Consider the following 20,502-nt stretch of genomic DNA (forward strand, 5'->3'; position numbering starts at 1 on the left):
GGGCACTGGGGGCCCGCCCTTCGGCGTTGCCGAACCGGGGCTCCGCACCGGGCCCGTTCCGGTGGCTCCGCCGCGTGGGCCCGCTGCAGGCGCCACGGGCCCGCACCCCGCCGGGGTTTACGGCAACGGCGTCATGTGCAGCGAGAGCAGGAGGCGCCAGACGTGGGCCGCCATCGCCTCCGGAGGCGCCGGGATGCGGTCGTGGAGCCAGTCGGCCAGGACGCCGGTGAAGGTCGACGCCACCGCCGAGGCGATCAGATCGGGAGCCGGGGCGCCCGCCAGCTCGCGTTCGCGATGGCTGCGGGCGCGGAGTTCGCGGTGGAGCAGGTCGCCGAGCGGGCCGCCGCCACCCTCCCGGAGCAGGGTGCGGTAGAGCGGGACGTGGGCGACGATCCCGGTGAAGAAGGACGTCAGCGGGGCCGGCGGGGCCGCCGGATCGGGCACCCCGCGCCACGCGTGCAGCGCCTCCACCGCGCCCCGGACGATCTCGGCGCAGGCGTCCACCGCGAGCGCGTCCAGGTCCGGGTAGTGCAGATAGAACGTGGCGCGGCCGACGCCCGCCCGGCGGACCAGGCCCGCCACGCTGACCTCCGCCAGCGACCGCTCGGCGCACTCCTCCAGCAGGGCGCGCCGCAACCGGTCCCGGGTGCGCTCGGCCCGGGGGTCGCCGCTCATCCCGCCGCCAGTACCGCGGCCAGCGCGAGCGCCCCGGGCAGGGCCTGGGCCACGAAGATGCGCCGGTTCGCGGTGGCGCCGCCGTACAGTCCGGCGATCACCACACAGGCGAGGAAGAAGACCTGGACCCGGTGGCCCGTGGGGTCCGCGGCGATCAGGCCCCAGATCAGGCCGGCCGCGAGAAAGCCGTTGTACAGCCCCTGGTTGGCGGCCAGCGGTGCCGTCGCCCGGGCCATCTCGGCGTCGAACCCGGACAGTCCCCGCCCCGGAGTCCGCTCCCACAGGAACATCTCCAGCACCAGGATGTAGACGTGCAGCGCGGCCACCAGGCCGACCAGGACGTTCGCCGTCGCGTTCATGGGCACCAATCGATTCATGGGCAGGTGTCCATGAAGTATAGACAGATGTCCATGATCGACAGGGTGTCGGGGCCCCGGCCTTCCGCTCGACGCACCGTCCATTGCCCCTCGTACCGACCGCCCGGCATGCTGCCGACGTGCCAGCGAAGCCGAAGAACGTCCCGACGCCCCGCACGTCCCGCCTCGTGTCCCGCCGCTCGGCGCTGCGCGCCCTCGGCGCCGCCGGAGCCGGAGTCGCGGGCTTCGCGCTCGCCGGCTGCGGAGTCCCCGCGGCCTATGTCGAGCCCGGCGACCGCGCCGCACGTGACCTCTCGGGCCGCGACAAGAGCGTCGACTTCGCCAACTGGCCCCTCTACATCGACACCGACGACGAGGACACGTCGAGACGGCCCACCCTCGACGCCTTCGCCGAACGCACCGGGATCTCCGTCCGGTACACCGAGGAGATCAACGACAACGACGAGTTCTTCGGCAAGGTCAGCCCGGCCCTGATGAACCGTCAGGAGACCGGTCGGGATCTCATCGTCGTCAGCGACTGGATGGCCGCCCGGTTCGTACGCCTCGGCTGGGTCCAGGAGATGGACCGCGGCCGGCAGCCGAACATCACCAAGTACCTGGATCCGCAGCTGCGTTCACCCGCATTCGACGAGGGCAGGCGGCACAGCGTGCCCTGGCAGTCCGGGATCACCGGCATCGCGTACAACCGCAGGAAGCTCGGTCGCGAGATCCAGCACATCGAGGACCTCTGGGCCACGGACCTGCGGGGAAAGGTCACCCTCCTCTCCGGGCTCGACGAGTCCTTCGCCCTCCTCATGCAGGGCAACGGCGTGGACATCACCCGCTGGACGGCCGACGACTTCCACACCGTGTGCGACCAGGTCGAGAGGCTGGTGCGGCAGAAACACATCCGCCGCTTCACCGGCAACGACTACATCAAGGACCTCTCCACGGGCGACGTCCTCGCCTGCCAGGCCTACTCGGGCGACGTGATCCAGCTCCAGGCGGACAACCCCGACATCGAGTTCGTGGTCCCGGAGGAGGGTGCCGAACTCTGGGCCGAGTCGCTGATGATCCCCAACCTCGCCCAGCACAAGCGCAACGCCGAGGCGCTCATCGACTACTACTACGAGCCCGAGGTCGCCGCCGAGCTCGCCGCCTGGGTCAACTACGTCTGCCCGGTGCCCGCCGCGCGCGACGTCCTCGCCGGCTCCGACGACGAGGAACTCGCCGCGCTCGCCGAGGATCCGCTGATCTTCCCCGACGCCGCGATGCGCAAGCGTCTGGCGATCGCGCGGGACATCACGACCGAGGAGCGCAGGGAGTTCGCCAAACGATGGAACGGAATCGTCGGCCTGTAGCAGACTCGTGATCATGAAGACCGTGACCATGACCAAGTCCGTGGCCGAGTCCGTGACCGAGTCTGTGACCGAGCCCGTGAACCCGCTTGTGACGTATGGGCTGTTCGCCGCCTGGGCGCTGCACGACGCCGAGGAGATCGCGTTCGGGCCACGCTGGGTACGGGAGAATCTGCCCGCCCTCCGCAAGCGGTTCCCCGACGCCCCCGAGCGGGTGTGGCGCGTCCTGGAGTCGGTCGACGAGCGCGAATTCGCCGTCGCGGTGGGAGCCATGGCCGCGATCGTCGGTGTCGCCGCCGTCGCGGGCGGGCGCACCGGCGGACGGTCCGCGTTCTTCCAGGGCGCACTGAACGGCTTCGGGCTGCACGGCCTCGTCCATCTCGCCCAGGCCGCGGCCGTACGCGGCTATACCCCTGGCTCTGCCACGTCACCCCTGATCGTCGTGCCGTTCACCCTCTGGGCCCGGGGCCGGCTGCGGCGCGCCGGAGTGCTGCGCCCCACCCGGGCGCGGGACGCCGTGACCGGTCTGGTGATCGCCGCAGGCGCCACCATCGTCTCGCACGCCGTGGCTCGCAAGGTCACCGGTGCCCCGACTTTTTGAACGCGTTCATGATGGGCGTACGCTGCGGGCATGAGCGAGCGAACAGCGCTTCTGCGCCGCATACGTGTGTGGTTGGCCGTCTTCATCGTCTGCCTCGTCCTGAGCGGACTGACGGCCTTCCCCCTCGTCACCGAGCTGCACCTCGTCCACGACGCGCTGACGTCATGGGCCTCCCCGGTCGCGGACGCCTTCCCGGCCCTGCTGGAGTGGATCGAGCGGGTACGGGCCGGCGCGGACGTCGCCGGTGAGCGGTACCCCTTCCTCCTGTACGGCACCGACTGGCTGGCCTTCGCGCACCTCGTCATTGCCGTCGCCTTCTACGGCCCGTACCGCGATCCCGTACGCAACATCTGGGTCATAGAGTTCGGCATGATCGCCTGCGCCGGGATCATCCCGCTCGCGCTGATCTGCGGCCCGATCCGGGGCATCCCCTTCTGGTGGACGGTCATCGACATGTCCTTCGGCGTCTTCGGAGTCATCCCGCTCCTCGTCGTACGCCGCATGATCAAGCGGCTGGAGGGGCTTACCGCGCCGTCGCCGGCCCCGGCCCCGGAGCCCGTGGCGCGCCCTGCTCACTAGGGTCTGCCCAGCGGACAGCCCTTAGGGCCTCCCGAACGCGGCGACGGCGACATTCATCGCCACCCTGTTCATGTCCTGGCCCTTCGCGTCCGTGGAGTTGACGCTGCAGACGAGCGTGCGCGACAGATCACGGGTGGCCGCGACGGCCGCGTTGTAGCCCCAGCGGCCGCCCGACTTGCCCCACACCTCACGCCCGCCCAGCTTCGTCATGGACAGCCCGACGGAGTACGCGGCGGGGGCACCGGTCCTGATGTCGACCACATCCTTCCCGGGCAGGGTGAACATCTCCTCCAGCAGCGGACCGCGCACGACCTGCCCCCGGAACAGGGCCTTGGTGAACCGCTCCAGATCCGCGATCGTGGAGATGATGTCCCCGGCCGCCCAGCCGTCCGTCACACCCCACACCGTCGCATCGCGCAGCCCGGTCGTGCCGTCGTCCAGCCTCATCGTCTGGTAGCCGTGGTTGTGCGGGCCGCGGATGCGCGGGTCGGTGCCGGGGAAGTACGTGCCGCGCAGGCCGAGCGGCTTCAGGATGTGGCGGGCGATCTCGTCCTCGTACCGCTCGCCCGTCACACGCTCGATCAGCAGCCCGGCGACCGTGTAGCCGATGTTCAGGTAGTGCTGCTTCGTGCCCGGTGCGAACTCCGGCTTCTTGCCGGTCGCGGAGCGCACCATCGCGCGCGGGTCGTGCACGTCGAAGCGGTGCGTGTACCACTCCTCGACGGTCGTGCCGGGCATGTCCGGGGCGGGGATGCCGTGCGTGTGGTTGAGCAACTGCCGGACGGTGACCTTCCCGTACGTCGCCGGGATCAGGTCCGGGAGGTACGAGCGGGCCGTCCGGTCCAGGTCCACTCTGCCCTCCGCCGCGAGCCGCAGCACCGCCGCGGCCGTGAAGACCTTCGTCACCGAGCCGGCCCGGAAACGGGCGTCCGGGTCGGCCGGGCGGCCGGACTTGAGGTCGTGGACACCGGAGCTGCCGTGCCAGCTGCCGCCGGTGCCCCCGACCCGTACGAGCGCGGCGGTCGCGTCCGTGGTCGGCAGCCCGGCGACCGCGGCTTCGAGGGCGGCCTCGTCCGGCTTTCCAATATCGTCCGTGCCGGAGCCCGTGCCGGAGCCCGTGCCGGAGCCCGTGCCGGAGCCCGTGCCGGAGCCCGTGTCGGCGTCCGCGCCAGAGCGTGTGCCGTCGTCCGTGCCGGCGTCCATACGCACGGACGCGGGGGAGTGGGCCGCGGCCGGTACGACGGCCGGGCCCACTGTGACACCGAGGACGAGTGTGGCGGCGAGCAGGGTGCGGGTACGGCTGTGCATGGTCAACTCCCGTGGTGTGAGCCGTCGTTCTTGACGGCTCCCATCCTGTTGACCAGGCTCTTCGAGCGGATCGCCGGTGAGAGCGGTCCTCGCCGGTCAGTCTCTCGCCGCCGTGGGGGAGGAGACGGACGCAGGCGCTCCCTCCGACGGGGGATCCCCGGCGGCGATCAGCCCGGTCTCGTACGCGCAGATGACCGCCTGGATCCGGTCGCGCAGCCCCAACTTGGCCAGCACATTGCCCACATGGGTCTTGACGGTGTGCTCGCTGACGACGAGCGCCGCCGCGATCTCCGCGTTCGACCGGCCACGCCCCAGCAGGAGCAGCGTCTCGCGCTCGCGCGCGGTGAGGACGTCCAGCCGTCCGTCGGGCGGCGCGGCCGCGCGCCGGGTGGTGTGCTTCGTGTACTCCTCGATCAGCCGGCGCGCCACCGACGGCGCGAGCAGCGAGTCGCCCCGCGCCACCACCCGGACCGCGTGCACCAGATCGTCCCGCCTGACGTCCTTGAGCAGAAAGCCGCTCGCGCCCGCGTGCAGCGCCTCGTACACGTACTCGTCGGAGTCGAAGGTCGTCAGAATGACCGTGCGGCACGCGGACCCGGCGCTGATGGTGCGGCACGCCTCGATCCCGTCCATGCCGGGCATCCGGATGTCGAGCAGCGCCACGTCGGGGGAGAGGCGGCGTACCGCGTCGACGGCCGCTGTGCCGTCCCCTGCCTCGGCGACGACCTCGATGTCCGGCTGTACGTCCAGGATCATCGCGAAACCGCTGCGGACCAGCTCCTGGTCATCGGCCACCACCACGCGGATCGTCAACTCCCCACCTCCGCCCGGGATCCTACGGGGAGCGTGACGCCGACCTGGAAGCCGCGGCCGTCGGGGCCCGGCCCGGTGAACGCCGTGCCGCCATGGGCCGCCGCCCGTTCGCGGATGCCGATGAGCCCGTGTCCGGTGGACGTTCCGGGACCCCGCCCGTCGTCGGTGACCGTGATCGCCAGCAGGTCCTTCCCGTAGACCAGCCGCACACGGACCGTGGTCGCCGCCGCGTGCTTGACCACGTTCGTCAGTGCCTCCTGCACCACACGGTGGGCCGTGGCCTCGGTGTCGGCAGGCAACGGGCGGACCTCGCCCGTCGTCTCGTACGCGATGTCGAGGCCGCTGTGCCGCACGCGCTCGAGCAGGCCCGGCAGCGCCGTCAGCGAGGGCTGCGGCTCGCGCGGTGCGTCATCCGGATCGAGATCGCCCTCGCGCAGCACCCCGAGCATCCGGCGCAGCTGGGTCATCGCGTCCCGGCCGGTCTCGGAGATCGCCTCGAAGGCGGCCTCCGCACGCTCCGGGGCCGTGCGCACCGCGACCGGGCCCGCCTCCGCCTGGACGATCATCAGGCTCACCGCGTGCGACAGGATGTCGTGCATCTCCCGGGCGATCCGGGCCCGTTCGCGGGCCGCTGCCTGCTCGGCCTCGATCCGGTTCGCCCGCTCCAGTTGCGCGGCGCGGTCCTCGACCGCCGCGGTGTACGCCTGCCGGGTGTCGGTGAGCCTCCCGAAGGCATACGCCGCCCCGAGCACGAAGAGGCAGAAGAACAGCTCCCGGGCCGAGCCGGTGTTGAGCCACACCGACACCGACACGACGGCCGGCAGCAGCAGGAGCACACCCAGCCGGGTGCGGGGCGGTGAGACCGCGGCGATCGTGTAGACGATGACCAGGCCGGTGTACGGGAGGGGCTGGCCGGGCCCCCAGATCGCGAGCTCGTACAGCGCGCCGGTCACGAGGATCGCGAGCAGCACGGTGACCGGGGCACGGCGCCGCCAGACCAGCGGCACCACGGTCAGGGTGGTGAGTCCGTAGGCCGCCCAGGTCGCGGGCGCCTGATCGGCGGGGCGCGGCACCACGAACGGCATCGTCATCGCCGCCTGCACGAGCAGCGCGACGCCGAGGTCCACGAACCACGGGTTGACGTCCCTCAACTGTCCCAGCCGGCCGGTCCCCCGTATTCGCATCAGCGCTTGCGGCCCACCGCGCCGAACTGCGCCACCTCCACCGTCGTCGCGCCCCCGTCGCGCCAGCGCGCACAGGACACGATGCCCGGCTCCAGGAGATCCAGTCCGTCGAGGAAGCCCGCGAACTCGGCGCGGCTGCGGGCGGTGATCGGCGGTGTCGCGTTCTCGTTCCAGAACGCCATCGCCTCGGCGTTGCCCTCGCCGCCCAGTTCCAGCGTGGGGTGGGTGAGCACGAGATGGCTGCCGGACGGTACGGCGTCCATGATGCGGCGGACGATCGAGGTGGCCTTGTCCGTGTCCAGGACGAAGTTCAGGATCCCCAGCATCATCACCGCCACCGGACGCGTCAGGTCGAGCGTCGGCTCGACGGCGCGCAGGATGTCCTCCGGACGATGGGCGTCCGCGTCGATGTACGCGGTGCGGCCTTCGGGGGTGCTGGTCAGCAGGGCGCGGGCGTGTGACAGCACGATCGGGTCGTTGTCGACGTACACGATCCGCGACTCGGGGGCGATGCGCTGGGCGACCTCGTGCGTGTTGTCGACGGTCGGCAGGCCGGTGCCGATGTCGAGGAACTGGCGCATCCCCGCCTCACCGGCGAGATACGTGACGACCCGTCCCAGGAACGCCCGGTCGGCGCGGGCGACCTGGCCGATGCTCGGGAACATGCCGGTCACCTGGTCGCCGACCTGACGGTCCACCAGGTAGTTGTCCTTGCCGCCCAGCCAGTAGTTCCACACCCGGGCGTTGTGGGCGATGTCGGTGCGGATCCGGTCCTGGCCGGTGTCCTCGGCGTCGGTCACGTCATGCGTCCTTTCCCTGTGCGGGATCTGCGGAGTACCTGGGCGAGGACGTCCACCCGGTTCGTGGTGATCGAGTCGACACCGCGCCCCACCAGTCGGCGCATCGTGCCACGGGTGTCGGCGGTCCAGACAGAGAGCAGATACCCGTCCGCATGCACCCGGTCCGCGAGCTCCCTGCTCACCAGCCCGAAGCGGTAGTTGAGCCAGCGCGGCCGCAGCGCGCCGAGCAGCACCGGGCGGGGCGGGGCGAGCGTCGTCCAGGTCAGAGCGATCTCCGCGCCGGGGTCGGCATCGCGGACGGCGAACATCCCGACCGGACCGCCGGTGTAGTAGACCCGCTCGCCCGCGCCGCATTCACGGACCGTACCGACGATCGCGCGTACCGCCTTCTCGTCGGCCCCGGGCAGATCGAGCATCAGCCGGTGGCCGCCCACCGCGATCAGCGCCTCCCGCAGCGTCGGCACGCCGCCGGACGTCAGCGCGGTGAGCTGCTCATGGGTGAGCCGGGCCAGCGGACGGTCGTGGCCCCAGAGCCGCTTCAGCGTCTCGTCGTGCAGCAGTACGGGAACGCCGTCGCGGGTCAGCCGGACATCCACCTCGATGGCGTCCGCGCCCCGCTCGATCGCCGTGTGCAGCGACGGAAGCGTGTTCTCCCGGGCGACGTACGGGTCGCCGCGATGGCCTACGAGGGTGACGGTGCGCACGGGGCCGTCCTCACTTCGCCAGCCACTGCTCGGTGTACGTGTCGATCTCCGTGGCGATCCGCGCCTTTCCGGCCGGGTCGAGGAAGGACGCCTCCACGGCGTTCTTCGCGAGTGCCGCGACGCCCCGCTCGTCGAGCTCCAGCAGCCGGGCGGCCACCGCGTACTCGTTGTTGAGGTCGGTGCCGAACATCGGCGGGTCGTCGCTGTTGATGGTCACGAGCACGCCGGCCGCGACCATCTCCTTCATGGGGTGCTCGTCGAGGGTGGCGACGGCGCGGGTGGCGATGTTGGAGGTGGGGCAGACCTCCAGCGGGATGCGGTGCTCGGCGAGGTGCGCCAGCAGCTTCGGATCCTTCGGGGCACTCGTGCCGTGGCCGATGCGCTCGGCCCGCAGGTCGCCCAGCGCGTCCCAGATGGTCTGCGGGCCCGTGGTCTCCCCGGCGTGCGGCACGGACCGCAGACCGGCGGCGATGGCCCGGTCGAAGTACGGCTTGAACTGGGGCCGCGGGACACCGACTTCGGGCCCGCCGAGGCCGAACGAGACCAGGCCCTCCGGATGCAGGTCGACGGCGAGCCGGGCGGTCTCCTCGGCCGCGTCGAGCCCCGCCTCGCCGGGGATGTCGAAGCACCAGCGCAGGACGACACCGAGCTCGGCCTCGGCGGCCTTGCGGGCGTCCTCGATCGCCTCCATGAACCCCTGCTCGGGGATGCCGCGCCGGGTGGAGCTGAACGGCGTGACGGTCAGCTCCGCGTACCGGATGTTCTGCCGGGCCATGTCCCGCGCGACCTCGAAGGTCAGCAGCCGGACGTCCTCGGGGGTGCGGACCAGGTCCACCACCGAGAGATAGACCTCGATGAAGTGCGCGAAGTCGGTGAAGGTGAAGTAGTCGGCGAGGGCGTCGGGGTCGGTCGGGACCTTGGAGTCCGGGTGCCGGGCGGCCAGTTCGGACACGATGCGCGGGGAGGCGGACCCGACATGGTGGACATGCAGCTCCGCCTTGGGCAGCCCCGCGATGAAGGGGTGCAGATCGGTCATCGGGTCCTCCATGTGTCCTGTGCCCTGCCGGTCAGGGATCATCGTAGGCGGGCCGGATGGCGCGTGACGCGGGCCCGTAGCATGACGAATCCACGAAGGGGAGGCCCATGTCAGACCAGAGCGACCAGCCGCCGGGCGGGTACGAGCCGAGGGACCCATGGGCTCCGCCGGAGCACCGGGCGCAGCAGGACAGAGTGGATCTCGGCAAGGCGACGCCGGGCGCGCAGCCGCCGCGGCCGGCCGTCCACGACCAGCCGACGGTGACATCGATGCCGTCCGCGGGACCGTTCGCCGCTCCCGACGCCGGTGCCGGCACCGGAGACGCGGGCGCAGGGGCCGTACCACCGCCCCCGATAGCCCCCGGCGGACCCGCGCAGACCGCGCCCGGCCCGTACGGCTACCCGGCCGCCGCCGCTCCGGGCGTCACACAGCCCGGCGCGCCCGGGTACGGCTACCCCGGGTATCCGGGCTACCCCGGCTACGGCCAGGGCGGCTGGGTACAGGGCCCGGCGAACGGCATGGGCATCACCGCGATGGTGCTGGGCATCGTCGCCGTCGCCGGATTCTGTCTGTACGGCCTCGGGGTCGTCCTCGGCATCCTCGCGCTGATCTTCGGCTTCATCGGCCGTGGCCGCGTCAAGCGAGGTGAGGCGACCAACGGCGGAATGGCGCTGGCCGGCATCATCCTCGGCGGGGTCGGCATCGTGATCAGCGCCGCGTTCCTCGGTTTGATCATCTGGTTGATCGCCAACGACCCTTCCTCCCTGGAGTCCGACGAGGACCCCTGGGCGACGACGCTGGTCGTCGCCGCGGCTTCGCGCTGACCGGACGCGCCATCCGGGCGGCCCCCCGCGCCGCCCGGCCGCCGCGTCCCCTCACTCCCCCCGCTCTGCCCGCTCCCGCAGCCGCTCGCGCGCCTGCATCAGCGCGAACCCCAGCAGGTTCAGCCCGCGCCACCGAGAGGGGTCATCGGCCCGCTCGTCGTCCACGGCCAGGCCGAGATGCCGTGGGAGGAAAGGGCAGCCCTGTCCACCGGGCTCGCCTCCACCAGCACCCGGTCGCCCGTGGCCAGCAGGAACGTGCGCAGATCCGCATGCTGGGCGAACTTGTGCACGCTGCCCTCGACGACGATCGAGAACCGCTCGCGCTCCCATATCGCGTCGCTGAAGCCGCGCACCAGACGGCCCGCCTTCTTCGCGAGCGCCGGATTCGGCGCCTCGACAGCCTTGCGCTCCGCCTCCGCGTCGCCGAAGAGGCGCGCCTTCGCGGCCATCATCCAGTGCTCGGCCGTCGCGTACTCGATGCCGTCGACGGTGAACGGCGCCGGCCACCACTGGCTCAGACAGCCGGCCCCCACGCTGCCGTCCCGTCGCGGAGTATGCCCCCAAAAGTGCAGATACTTGACCCGCCCACCGCTCCTGACCTGCTCGATCAGAGCCTCGGTCGATGCGTCGATCATCCCCATGCACGCGAGTTTCGCATCCGCCACTGACACTCAGTACGGGGATGACCACCCGGGCCCGACACATGGTCGACCGATTCCGTCGCGTAACCAAAAGGAAACTACGGAATCACTTGTTGGCCGAAGTTCATTCTGTCAGGATCAGCACTCAATTCGAGCTGGAACAACGGAGAGCTTCAATGGGCAACCGCTTCCAGGCACTGGACCGTTTCAAGGACGGCGCGCAGTACATCGGCGGGCAGCTGCAGCCCGGTACATCGGGACATAACCACACAGTCGTGGACCCCGCTACCGGAGAGCAGGTCCTCGACTACGAGCTGGCCGGAACCGCCGACGTCGACGCCGCCGTCGCAGCCGCGCGCGACGCGTTCCCCGGCTGGGCGGGCGCCACCCCCGGGGAGCGCTCCGACGCCCTCCACCGCTTCGCCTCGGTGCTCGCCGAACAGGCCGAGGCCTTCGCGCGGGCCGAGTCGCTGCAGTGCGGCAAGCCGATCAAGCTGACCCGCGAGTTCGACGTGCCCGGCACCGTCGACAACACCGCGTTCTTCGCCGGTGCCGCACGCCATCTGCAGGGCCAGTCCGCGGGCGAGTACAGCGGCGACCACACCTCGTACGTACGCCGCGAGCCGATCGGTGTCGTCGGCTCCATCGCGCCCTGGAACTATCCGCTCCAGATGGCCGCCTGGAAGGTCCTCCCGGCCATCGCCGCGGGCAACACCATCGTCCTCAAGCCCGCCGAGATCACCCCGCTGACCTCCCTGATGTTCGCCCAGGCAGCGGCCGAGGCCGGGATTCCCGACGGTGTCGTCAACATCGTCACCGGCGCCGGCAAGGGCGCGGGCGAGCACCTGGTCGGGCACCCGGACGTGGCCATGACGTCCTTCACCGGCTCCACCCCGGTCGGCAAGCGCGTCGCCGAGATCGCCACCTCCACCGTCAAGCGGCTCCACCTGGAGCTCGGCGGCAAGGCGCCCTTCGTCGTCTTCGACGACGCCGATCTCGAAGCCGCCGTGCACGGCGCGGTCGCCGGCGCCCTGATCAACAGCGGCCAGGACTGCACCGCCGCCACCCGCGCCTATGTCCAGCGGCCGCTGTACGACGCCTTCGTCGCCGGGGTCGCCGACCTGATGGTGACCGTACGGCTCGGCGACCCCTTCGACCCGGCCACCGATCTCGGCCCGCTCGTCTCGCACGCGCAGCGCGACCGCGTCGCCGGGTTCGTCGACCGGGCCCGTTCGTACGCCACCGTCGTCACCGGCGGCCAGGTCCCCGGCGGGGACCTGGAGAAGGGCGCGTACTACCTGCCGACCCTGATCGCCGGAGCCGCCCAGGACAGCGAGGTCGTCCAGTCCGAGATCTTCGGTCCCGTCCTGGTGGTGCTGCCCTTCGACTCCGACGACGAGGGCATCGCGCTGGCCAATGACACCCCGTACGGTCTCGCCGCCTCCGCCTGGAGCCGTGACGTGTACCGCGCGGGCCGTGCCACCCGCGAGATCAAGGCGGGCTGTGTCTGGGTCAACGACCACATTCCGATCATCAGCGAGATGCCCCACGGCGGCTACAAGGCCAGCGGGTTCGGAAAGGACATGTCAGCTTATTCCTTCGAGGAGTACACGCAGGTCAAGCATGTGATGTACGACAACACCGCGGTGGTCCGGAAGGACTGGCACCGCACGATCTTCGGGGACCGACCGTAACCACAAGCGGCCACCGCCGCGTGCCAACGCAGCCGCCCGACCAGCGGCCAGACCACCCGAGAGGGAACAGCGCATGGAGCAGTACCAGTCCGACCGCCTCTCCGCGGCCCAACTGGCCGCCGCGCAGCGCAGCATGACGAATGGCAGGGGTGCCCTCTCCCGCCGCTCGCTGCTGCGTGCGTCAGGCATCGGTGCACTCACCATCGGCGGCGCCGGGATGCTGAGCGCCTGCGGTATCCCGCCCGCCAAGCGGGAGGGCGACGCGGCGGTCTCCAACGACCACTCGGCCAAGGAGAAGCGCATAGCCTTCTCCAACTGGACCGAGTACATGGACATCAGTGAGGACGAGAAGAGCCGTCCCACTCTGGAGGCGTTCACCAAGCGCACCGGGATCACGGTCAAGTACACCGAGGACATCAACGACAACGTCGAGTTCTTCGGCAAGATCAAGCCGCAGCTCGCGGCCGGCCAGGACACCGGCCGTGACCTGATCTGCGTCACCGACTGGCTGGCCGCCCGGATCATCCGGCTCGGCTGGGCGCAGAAGCTCGACCCGTCGAACCTGCCCCACGCGTTCGCCAATCTGTCCTCCCAGTTCCGCACCCCCGACTGGGACCCGGGCCGGGCCTACTCGTACCCCTGGACCGGTATCTCCACGGTCATCGCGTACAACTCCAAGGCGACCGGTGGCCGCAAGGTGGACTCGGTCACCCAGCTGCTCGACGACCCCAAGCTCAAGGGCCGGGTCGGCTTCCTCACCGAGATGCGCGACTCGGTCGGCATGACCCTGCTCGACATGGGCAAGGACCCCGGCAAGTTCACCGACGCCGACTACGACGCCGCGATCGGCCGGCTCCAGAAGGGCGTCGACAAGAAGCAGATCCGCCGCTTCACCGGCAACGACTACACCTCGGACCTGGACAAGGGCGACCTCGCCGCCTGTCTCGCCTGGGCCGGTGACATCATCCAGCTCCAGGCGGACAATCCGGACATCAAGTTCGCGATCCCGTCGGCCGGTTACATCACCTCCAGCGACAATCTGCTGGTCCCGGCCAACGCACGGCACAAGACCAACGCCGAGAAGCTCATCGACTACTACTACGAGCTTCCGGTCGCCGCGCAGCTGGCCGCGTACATCAACTACGTCTGCCCGGTCGACGGGGTGAAGGGCGAGCTCGCGAAGATCGACCCCGCCCTGGCCTCGAACACGCTGATCCTCCCGGACAAGGCCATGGCCGCCAAGTCCCACGCCTTCCGCTCGCTCAGCAGCAAGGAAGAGACGGCGTACGAAGAGAAGTTCGCCAAGCTCATCGGCGCCTGACCTCCCCCTGCCCACCGACACCCCTGGGAACGCGACCCATGACTGATTCGAAGACCTCGAAGACCGAGGGCGGCGACGTCCGGCTCTCCGGGATCAGCAAGACCTACGGCTCCTTCACCGCCGTGCACCCGCTCGACCTGACCATCCCCGCAGGCTCGTTCTTCGCCCTGCTCGGCGCCTCCGGCTGCGGCAAGACGACCACGCTGCGGATGATCGCCGGACTGGAGGACCCCAGCACCGGCACCGTCTTCCTCGGCGACAAGGACGTCACCGCCCTGCCGCCGCACAAGCGCCCGGTCAACACCGTCTTCCAGAGCTATGCGCTCTTCCCCCACCTGAACATCACCGAGAACATCGCCTTCGGACTGCGCCGCCGCGGCATCAAGTCGGTCAAGAAGCAGGTCGACGACATGCTCGACCTCGTCCAGCTCGGGGACTTCGCGCACCGCAAGCCGCACCAGCTCTCCGGCGGCCAGCAGCAGCGCGTAGCCGTCGCCCGCGCGCTCATCAACCACCCCCAGGTGCTCCTCCTCGACGAGCCGCTCGGCGCCCTCGACCTCAAGCTGCGCCGTCAGATGCAGCTGGAGCTCAAGCGCATCCAGACCGAGGTCGGCATCACCTTCGTGCACGTCACCCACGACCAGGAGGAGGCCATGACCATGGCCGACACGGTCGCGGTGATGAACGGCGGCCGGGTCGAGCAGCTGGGCGCGCCCGCCGAGCTGTACGAGAACCCGCAGACGACCTTCGTCGCCAACTTCCTCGGCACCTCCAACCTCATCGAGGCCGAGGTCGCCGAGACCGGCGGCAGCGACATCCTCGTGTCGACCGCCGACGCCAAGCTGCGGATCCCCGCCCAGCGCTGTGCCACCCAGCCCCGCAGCGGCGGGAAGCTGCTGGTCGGCGTCCGTCCCGAGAAGATATCGCTCGCGCACGCCGACGACGCGGGAGAGATCGCCGAGGGCCGCAACCGGATCACCGGAAAGATCGCCGACTCCAGCTTCATCGGCGTCTCCACGCAGTACGTCATCGACAGCCCGGTCTGCCCCGAGCTGGAGGTGTACGTACAGAACATCGAGCGGGACTCCCGGCTCGTGCCGGGTGCCGAGGTCGTGCTGCACTGGAACCCGGAGCACACCTTCGGCCTCGATGCTTCCCAGGACATCGACGCCGGTGTCGAGACGGTCGAGGAGAGCGCATGACCGTCACCGAAGCGCCGCCCCCGGTGGCCGCCGCCGCCGAACCACCCGTCCACAAGCCCTCGCTGCGCCGCAAGCTGGTCCCGTACTGGCTGCTGCTGCCCGGCATCCTGTGGCTGCTGGTCTTCTTCGTGCTGCCGATGGTGTACCAGGCCTCGACCTCGGTGCAGACCGGCTCGCTCGAAAAGGGCTTCGAGGTCACCTGGCACTTCCAGACCTACTGGGAGGCCTTCCAGGAGTACTACCCGCAGTTCCTGCGCTCGCTGCTGTACGCCGGCACCGCCACCGTGCTGTGTCTGCTGCTCGGCTACCCGCTCGCGTACCTCATCGCCTTCAAGGCGGGCCGCTGGCGCAATCTGCTGCTGATCCTGGTCATCGCGCCGTTCTTCACCAGCTTCCTGATCCGCACGCTCGCCTGGAAGACGATCCTCGCGGACGGCGGACCGGTCGTGGAGACGCTGAACGCGCTGCACATCCTGGACGTCACCAGCCTGCTCGGCATGACCGAAGGGGACAGGGTGCTGGCCACCCCGCTCGCGGTCGTCTGCGGTCTGACGTACAACTTCCTGCCGTTCATGATCCTTCCGCTCTACACGTCGCTGGAGCGGATCGACACCCGGCTGCACGAGGCGGCGGGCGACCTCTACGCCACGCCCGCCACGACCTTCCGCAAGGTCACCTTCCCGCTGTCGATGCCCGGCGTCGTCTCCGGGACGCTGCTCACCTTCATCCCGGCGAGCGGTGACTACGTCAATGCCGAGCTGCTGGGCTCCACGGACACCCGCATGATCGGCAATGTCATCCAGTCGCAGTACCTGCGGATCCTGGACTACCCGACAGCGGCTGCGCTGTCCTTCATCCTGATGGCCGTCGTGCTGATCATGGTCACGGTCTACATCCGGCGAGCCGGAACGGAGGATCTGGTCTGATGCAGTGGCTTCGACGCAACCTTGTCGTCATCGCGGGCCTGGTGACGCTCGCCTATCTGATCGTGCCGAACGTCGTCGTGACGGTGTTCTCGTTCAACAACCCCAAGGGCCGGTTCAACTACGCCTGGCAGGAGTTCTCCCTGGACGCCTGGAAGGACCCGTGCGGGGTCGCCGACATGTGCGGCTCGCTCTCGCTCTCCCTCCAGATCGCCGCCTGGGCCACCCTCGGCGCGACCGTCCTCGGCACGATGATCGCCTTCGCTCTGGTCCGCTACCGCTTCCGGGCGCGTGGCACGATCAACTCGCTGATCTTCCTGCCGATGGCGATGCCCGAGATCGTGATGGCCGCATCGCTGCTGGCGCTGTTCCTCAACATGGGTATCGAGCTGGGCTTCTGGACGATCCTCATCGCCCACGTCATGTTCTGCCTCAGCTTCGTCGTCGCCGCGGTCAAGGCACGCGTGCTGTCGATGGACCCGCGTCTTGAGGAGGCCGCGCGTGATCTCTACGCCGGTCCCGTGCAGACCTTCCTCCGGGTCACGCTGCCGATCGCGGCCCCCGGTATCGCGGCGGGCGCGCTGCTGTCCTTCGCGCTCTCGTTCGACGACTTCATCATCACCAACTTCAACTCGGGCAACACCGTCACCTTCCCCATGTTCGTCTGGGGCTCGGCCCAGCGCGGTACGCCCGTCCAGATCAACGTCATCGGTACGGCCATGTTCGCCATCGCCGTCATCGTCGTCCTCGTCGGCCAGACGATCAGCAACCGGCGGAAGAAATCCGCAGTAGCCCAGTAGCCCAGTGGGCCAGTGGGCCAGTAGCTCAACAGGCCCTGAAGGAGTGGAAACCATGGCCCCAGCTGCCATGACCTTTGCCTCATCACTCTCCGACGCCCAGCCCGTCCCCTTCTGGCTGGAAGACCCCGGCAAGCCCGACGCCCTGCCCGCCCTCACCGGCGACGAGAAGACCGACCTCCTCGTCGTCGGCGGCGGATACAGCGGACTGTGGACCGCGCTCCTTGCCAAGGAGCGCGACCCCGAGCGGGATGTCGTGCTGATCGAGGGCCGCGAGGTGGGCTGGGCCGCCTCGGGCCGCAACGGCGGCTTCTGCGCCGCATCGCTCACCCATGGCCTCGGCAACGGGCTCGCCCGCTGGCCGGGCGACATGGTGAAGCTGGAGGAGCTCGGCGCGCGGAACCTCGACGCCATCGAGGCCGCCGTCGCCGGCTACGGCATCGACTGCGACTTCGAGCGCTCCGGCGAGATCGACGTCGCCACCGAACCGCATCAGCTCGAAGAGCTGCACGAGATGTACCAGGAGGCCGAGCGGCTCGGCTTCACCGACGGAGTGGAGCTGCTCGACCGGGACGCGGTGCGCGCCGAGGTCGACTCACCGACCTTCCTCGGCGGGCTGTGGGACCGCAACGGCGTCGCCATGCTGCACCCCGCGAAGCTCGCCTGGGGGCTCAAGCAGGCGTGCCTCGACCTCGGCGTGCGGATCTACGAGAACACCCGGGCCGTCAAACTGACGGCGTCCGGCGCCGGGATGGCCGTGCGCACCTCGTACGGCCAAGTCTTCGCCCGGCGCGTCGCGCTCGGGACGAACGTCTTCCCGTCGCTGGTCAAGCGGGTCCGCTCGTACACCGTCCCGGTGTACGACTACGCGCTGATGACGGAGCCGCTGTCGGCGGACCAGCTGGCCTCGATCGGCTGGCGGAAGCGCCAGGGGCTCGGCGACAGCGCCAACCAGTTCCACTACTTCCGGATCACCGCCGACAACCGCATCCTGTGGGGCGGCTACGACGCGATCTATCCGTTCGGCGGGAAGGTCACCGCCGAGATGGACCACCGGCCCGAGACGTACCTCAAGCTGGCGGGCCAGTTCTTCGAGTGCTTCCCGCAGCTGGAGGGGCTGCGCTTCAGCCACGCCTGGGGCGGTGCGATCGACACCTGTTCGCGTTTCTCCGCCTTCTTCGGCACGGCGCACGGCGGGAAGGTCGCGTACGCCGCCGGGTACACCGGTCTCGGCGTCGGTGCGACACGCTTCGGTGCCGATGTGATGCTCGATCTGCTCGCGGGCGAACGCACCGAGCGCACGGAGCTGGAGATGGTGCGGACGAAGCCGCTGCCGTTCCCGCCGGAGCCGGTGGCCTGGGCGGGCATCGGCATCACCAAGTGGTCGCTGGCCCGCGCGGACGCCAACGGAGGCCGGCGGAACCTGTGGCTGAAGGTGATGGACCGCCTCGGCCTGGGCTTCGACAGCTGAGCCGATGTCCTGATGAGACCGCTGTCTTGATGACACCGCTGTCCTGGTGAGACGGCTGTCCTTGTGAGATCACTGTCCTTGTGAGATCGCCGGTTGTACTCCCCCTGCGCCACCGGGGCGCGGGGATCCTCAGGGAGTACAACCGGCGATCTTGTTGTGCCGCACTTCACCACCGACGCGATCGCCGGGGAGGGCGAGGGGTGAGCGCGGCAGTGCGGTGCCAGAGGTCTTGACAACCTGATTGGTCTGGACCATGTTGTGCCGGGCTCCACCTTGAATCCCCCCACCCCCGGAGGCATTTGTGGACCCCACCAGACCTCTCGCCGTCGCCGTGGCGGCCCTGCTCGCCGCGAGCGGGCTCGTCGCCTCGGCCCGGAGCGCCCAGGCCGCCGACACCGAGCTGGCGCGCAACGGCGGCTTCGAGTCCGGCCTGGACGGCTGGAGTTGTACGGCGGGCAGCGGCGCCGTCGTCTCCTCGCCCGTGCGCAGCGGCACCAAGGCGCTGCAGGCGACCCCGGCCGGCAGCGACAACGCCAAGTGCTCCCAGACGGTCACTGTCCAGCCCAACTCCTCGTACACGCTGAGCGGTTGGGTGCGCGGCAGCTATGTCTACCTCGGCGCGTCGGGTACCGGTACCGGCGATGTCTCGACCTGGACCCAGTCGGCCCCCGACTGGCAGAAGCTGACGACGACGTTCAGCACGGGGGCCGGCACGACCTCCGTGACGATCCACACGCACGGCTGGTACGGAACCGGCGCCTACCAGGCCGACGACCTGTCGCTCATCGGACCCGGCGGCGCACCGGTCGAGATCCCGGCGGCGCCCGCGGGGCTCACCGCCGGCACCCCCACGTCCTCCACCGTCCCCCTCTCCTGGTCACCCGTGTCCGGCGCGACCGGCTACAACGTCCACCGGAACGGCAGCAAGGTCCTCTCGGTGACCGGGACTTCGGCCACCGTGACGGGACTGGCCGCGACCACCTCGTACACCTTCCAGGTCACCGCCACCAACAGCGCGGGTGAGTCGCCGAGGTCCACGGCCGTCACCGCGACGACGACGGCGGGCGGCGGTCCCGGCCCGGGCCTACCCGCCCACGCCCTCGTCGGCTATCTCCACGCGAGCTTCGCCAACGGCGCCGGCTACACGCGCATGGCCGACGTGCCCGACTCCTGGGACATCATCAACCTCGCCTTCGGCGAACCCACGTCGGTGACCTCCGGCGACATCCGCTTCAGCCTCTGCCCGGCTGGGGGTCCCCCCGGCGCTGGCGAAGCCGTGCCAGGGGGAGAGTGCCCGAACGTCGAGTCCGCCGCCGACTTCAAGGCGGCCATCAAGGCCAAGCAGGCCGCGGGCAAGAAGGTCCTGATCTCCATCGGCGGCCAGAACGGCCAGGTTCAGCTCTCCACCACGGCCGCCCGCGACACCTTCGTCTCCTCCGTGTCGAAGATCATCGACGAGTACGGCCTCGACGGCCTCGACATCGACTTCGAGGGCCACTCCCTGTCCCTGAACGCGGGCGACACCGACTTCCGCAATCCCACGACCCCGGTGGTCGTCAATCTGATCTCGGCGCTCACGACCCTCAAGGCCAAGTACGGCGACGACTTCGTGCTGACCATGGCCCCGGAGACGTTCTTCGTACAGCTCGGGTACCAGTACTACGGCTCCGGGCCGTTCGGCGGCCAGGACCCGCGCTGCGGGGCGTACCTGCCGGTCATCCACGCACTGCGCGACGACCTCACGCTGCTGCATGTCCAGCACTACAACTCGGGCCCGATCATGGGGCTCGACAACCAGTACCACACCATGGGGAACGCCGACTTCCATGTCTCCATGACCGACATGCTGCTCGCCGGCTTCCCGGTCGCCGGCAACTCCGAAAGGTTCTTCCCGGCGCTGCGCCCCGAGCAGGTCGCCATCGGCCTGCCGGCCACGACGAACGCCGGCAACGGCCACACACCGCCCGCCGAGGTCAACAAGGCGCTGGACTGCCTGACGAAGAAGGCGGGTACGACCTGTGGCTCGTACCAGACCCACGGCACCTGGCCCGCGCTGCGCGGGCTGATGACCTGGTCGATCAACTGGGACCGGTTCGGCGGCGGGGAGTTCTCCAGGAACTTCGACGCGTACACCTGGTGATCAGCAGCAGACCGGCGCACAGGCACCAACTGCCCAGCACGTCGAGGGGCCAGTGGTAGCCGCGCAGCACAAGGC

At 70.0% G+C, this 20,502-nt stretch carries 19 protein-coding genes and 2 pseudogenes; 11 read left to right on the forward strand and 10 right to left on the reverse strand.

The window, feature by feature from the left end; all coding sequences use genetic code 11:
- Positions 1-117: 117 nt before the first annotated feature.
- Together ACWGI8_RS18130 and ACWGI8_RS18135 are read right to left on the reverse strand one after the other, a co-directional pair.
- Positions 118-675 (reverse strand): TetR/AcrR family transcriptional regulator, encoded by a 558-nt coding sequence (locus ACWGI8_RS18130; protein WP_453662033.1) that lies wholly within the window; start codon positions 673-675, stop codon positions 118-120.
- Positions 672-1,034, reverse strand: a complete 363-nt coding sequence (locus ACWGI8_RS18135) for a DUF1304 domain-containing protein (protein ID WP_453662059.1) — start codon at positions 1,032-1,034, stop codon at positions 672-674. The genes ACWGI8_RS18130 and ACWGI8_RS18135 overlap by 4 nt, the downstream gene beginning before the upstream one ends.
- Positions 1,035-1,219: 185 nt before the next feature.
- Here ACWGI8_RS18135 and ACWGI8_RS18140 point away from each other — a divergent pair, with 185 nt between their 5' ends.
- From ACWGI8_RS18140 to ACWGI8_RS18150, 3 genes are read left to right on the forward strand one after another with little or no spacing between them, the layout of a single operon-like run.
- A complete protein-coding gene (locus tag ACWGI8_RS18140; protein WP_453662061.1) occupies positions 1,220-2,392 on the forward strand; it encodes a polyamine ABC transporter substrate-binding protein in 1,173 nt (390 codons plus the stop codon).
- Between the two features lie 28 nt (positions 2,393-2,420).
- Positions 2,421-2,990, forward strand: coding sequence for an HXXEE domain-containing protein (locus tag ACWGI8_RS18145; RefSeq protein WP_453662062.1), 570 nt, complete (start codon positions 2,421-2,423; stop codon positions 2,988-2,990).
- A gap of 30 nt (positions 2,991-3,020) precedes the next feature.
- The gene (locus ACWGI8_RS18150) at positions 3,021-3,569 is read left to right on the forward strand and encodes a hypothetical protein (protein WP_453662035.1); all 549 of its coding nucleotides are present in this window, start codon (positions 3,021-3,023) and stop codon (positions 3,567-3,569) included.
- Between the two features lie 21 nt (positions 3,570-3,590).
- Here the strand turns inward: ACWGI8_RS18150 and ACWGI8_RS18155 are convergent, their stop codons facing one another.
- The 6 genes from ACWGI8_RS18155 to ACWGI8_RS18180 all read right to left on the reverse strand — a co-directional run bounded on the left by ACWGI8_RS18155 (position 3,591) and on the right by ACWGI8_RS18180 (position 9,414).
- Complete coding sequence (locus ACWGI8_RS18155) at positions 3,591-4,877, reverse strand: serine hydrolase domain-containing protein (protein ID WP_453662036.1); 1,287 nt, start codon at positions 4,875-4,877, stop codon at positions 3,591-3,593.
- A gap of 96 nt (positions 4,878-4,973) precedes the next feature.
- Positions 4,974-5,690 carry a response regulator transcription factor gene (locus tag ACWGI8_RS18160; protein WP_453662038.1) on the reverse strand — a complete coding sequence of 239 codons (717 nt, stop codon included), beginning with the start codon at positions 5,688-5,690 and terminating at the stop codon, positions 4,974-4,976.
- On the reverse strand, positions 5,687-6,874 hold the full coding sequence (locus ACWGI8_RS18165) for a sensor histidine kinase (protein ID WP_453662040.1): 1,188 nt from the start codon (positions 6,872-6,874) through the stop codon (positions 5,687-5,689). The genes ACWGI8_RS18160 and ACWGI8_RS18165 overlap by 4 nt, the downstream gene beginning before the upstream one ends.
- Entirely contained in the window at positions 6,874-7,674 is an 801-nt protein-coding gene (locus ACWGI8_RS18170) for an SAM-dependent methyltransferase (protein ID WP_453662042.1), read from the reverse strand. The genes ACWGI8_RS18165 and ACWGI8_RS18170 overlap by 1 nt, the downstream gene beginning before the upstream one ends.
- Entirely contained in the window at positions 7,671-8,378 is a 708-nt protein-coding gene (locus ACWGI8_RS18175; protein ID WP_453662044.1) for a glycerophosphodiester phosphodiesterase, read from the reverse strand. The genes ACWGI8_RS18170 and ACWGI8_RS18175 overlap by 4 nt, the downstream gene beginning before the upstream one ends.
- A gap of 10 nt (positions 8,379-8,388) precedes the next feature.
- Positions 8,389-9,414 carry an adenosine deaminase gene (locus ACWGI8_RS18180; protein ID WP_453662045.1) on the reverse strand — a complete coding sequence of 342 codons (1,026 nt, stop codon included), beginning with the start codon at positions 9,412-9,414 and terminating at the stop codon, positions 8,389-8,391.
- A 107-nt stretch (positions 9,415-9,521) separates the two neighbouring features.
- Between ACWGI8_RS18180 and ACWGI8_RS18185 the strand changes: the two genes are divergently transcribed.
- Entirely contained in the window at positions 9,522-10,238 is a 717-nt protein-coding gene (locus ACWGI8_RS18185) for a DUF4190 domain-containing protein (protein ID WP_453662047.1), read from the forward strand.
- Positions 10,239-10,289: 51 nt separating this feature from the next.
- On the opposite strand, the pseudogene ACWGI8_RS18190 reads toward ACWGI8_RS18185, so the two are convergent.
- Positions 10,290-10,879: pseudogene (locus tag ACWGI8_RS18190) on the reverse strand (NADAR family protein).
- Between the two features lie 176 nt (positions 10,880-11,055).
- Between ACWGI8_RS18190 and ACWGI8_RS18195 the strand changes: the two are divergent.
- From ACWGI8_RS18195 to ACWGI8_RS18225, 7 genes are all read left to right on the forward strand, one after another.
- Entirely contained in the window at positions 11,056-12,573 is a 1,518-nt protein-coding gene (locus ACWGI8_RS18195) for a gamma-aminobutyraldehyde dehydrogenase (RefSeq protein ID WP_453662049.1), read from the forward strand.
- A gap of 73 nt (positions 12,574-12,646) precedes the next feature.
- Complete coding sequence (locus ACWGI8_RS18200; protein ID WP_453662051.1) at positions 12,647-13,894, forward strand: ABC transporter substrate-binding protein; 1,248 nt, start codon at positions 12,647-12,649, stop codon at positions 13,892-13,894.
- 38 nt (positions 13,895-13,932) lie between these two features.
- A complete protein-coding gene (locus ACWGI8_RS18205) occupies positions 13,933-15,096 on the forward strand; it encodes an ABC transporter ATP-binding protein (protein WP_453662053.1) in 1,164 nt (387 codons plus the stop codon).
- Positions 15,093-16,022 (forward strand): ABC transporter permease, encoded by a 930-nt coding sequence (locus tag ACWGI8_RS18210; RefSeq protein ID WP_453662054.1) that lies wholly within the window; start codon positions 15,093-15,095, stop codon positions 16,020-16,022. The genes ACWGI8_RS18205 and ACWGI8_RS18210 overlap by 4 nt, the downstream gene beginning before the upstream one ends.
- Positions 16,022-16,819 carry an ABC transporter permease gene (locus ACWGI8_RS18215; RefSeq protein WP_453662055.1) on the forward strand — a complete coding sequence of 266 codons (798 nt, stop codon included), beginning with the start codon at positions 16,022-16,024 and terminating at the stop codon, positions 16,817-16,819. The genes ACWGI8_RS18210 and ACWGI8_RS18215 overlap by 1 nt, the downstream gene beginning before the upstream one ends.
- Before the next feature lie 52 nt (positions 16,820-16,871).
- Entirely contained in the window at positions 16,872-18,287 is a 1,416-nt protein-coding gene (locus tag ACWGI8_RS18220; protein ID WP_453662057.1) for an NAD(P)/FAD-dependent oxidoreductase, read from the forward strand.
- A 301-nt stretch (positions 18,288-18,588) separates the two neighbouring features.
- Positions 18,589-20,427: a chitinase gene (locus tag ACWGI8_RS18225; protein ID WP_453662058.1), complete on the forward strand. Its 1,839-nt coding sequence runs from the start codon at positions 18,589-18,591 to the stop codon at positions 20,425-20,427.
- Here the strand turns inward: ACWGI8_RS18225 and ACWGI8_RS18230 are convergent.
- Positions 20,366-20,502, reverse strand: a pseudogene (locus ACWGI8_RS18230) (phosphatase PAP2 family protein); the annotation flags it as partial. The gene ACWGI8_RS18225 and the pseudogene ACWGI8_RS18230 overlap by 62 nt on opposite strands.

This window comes from Streptomyces sp. NPDC054841 (assembly GCF_053611045.1).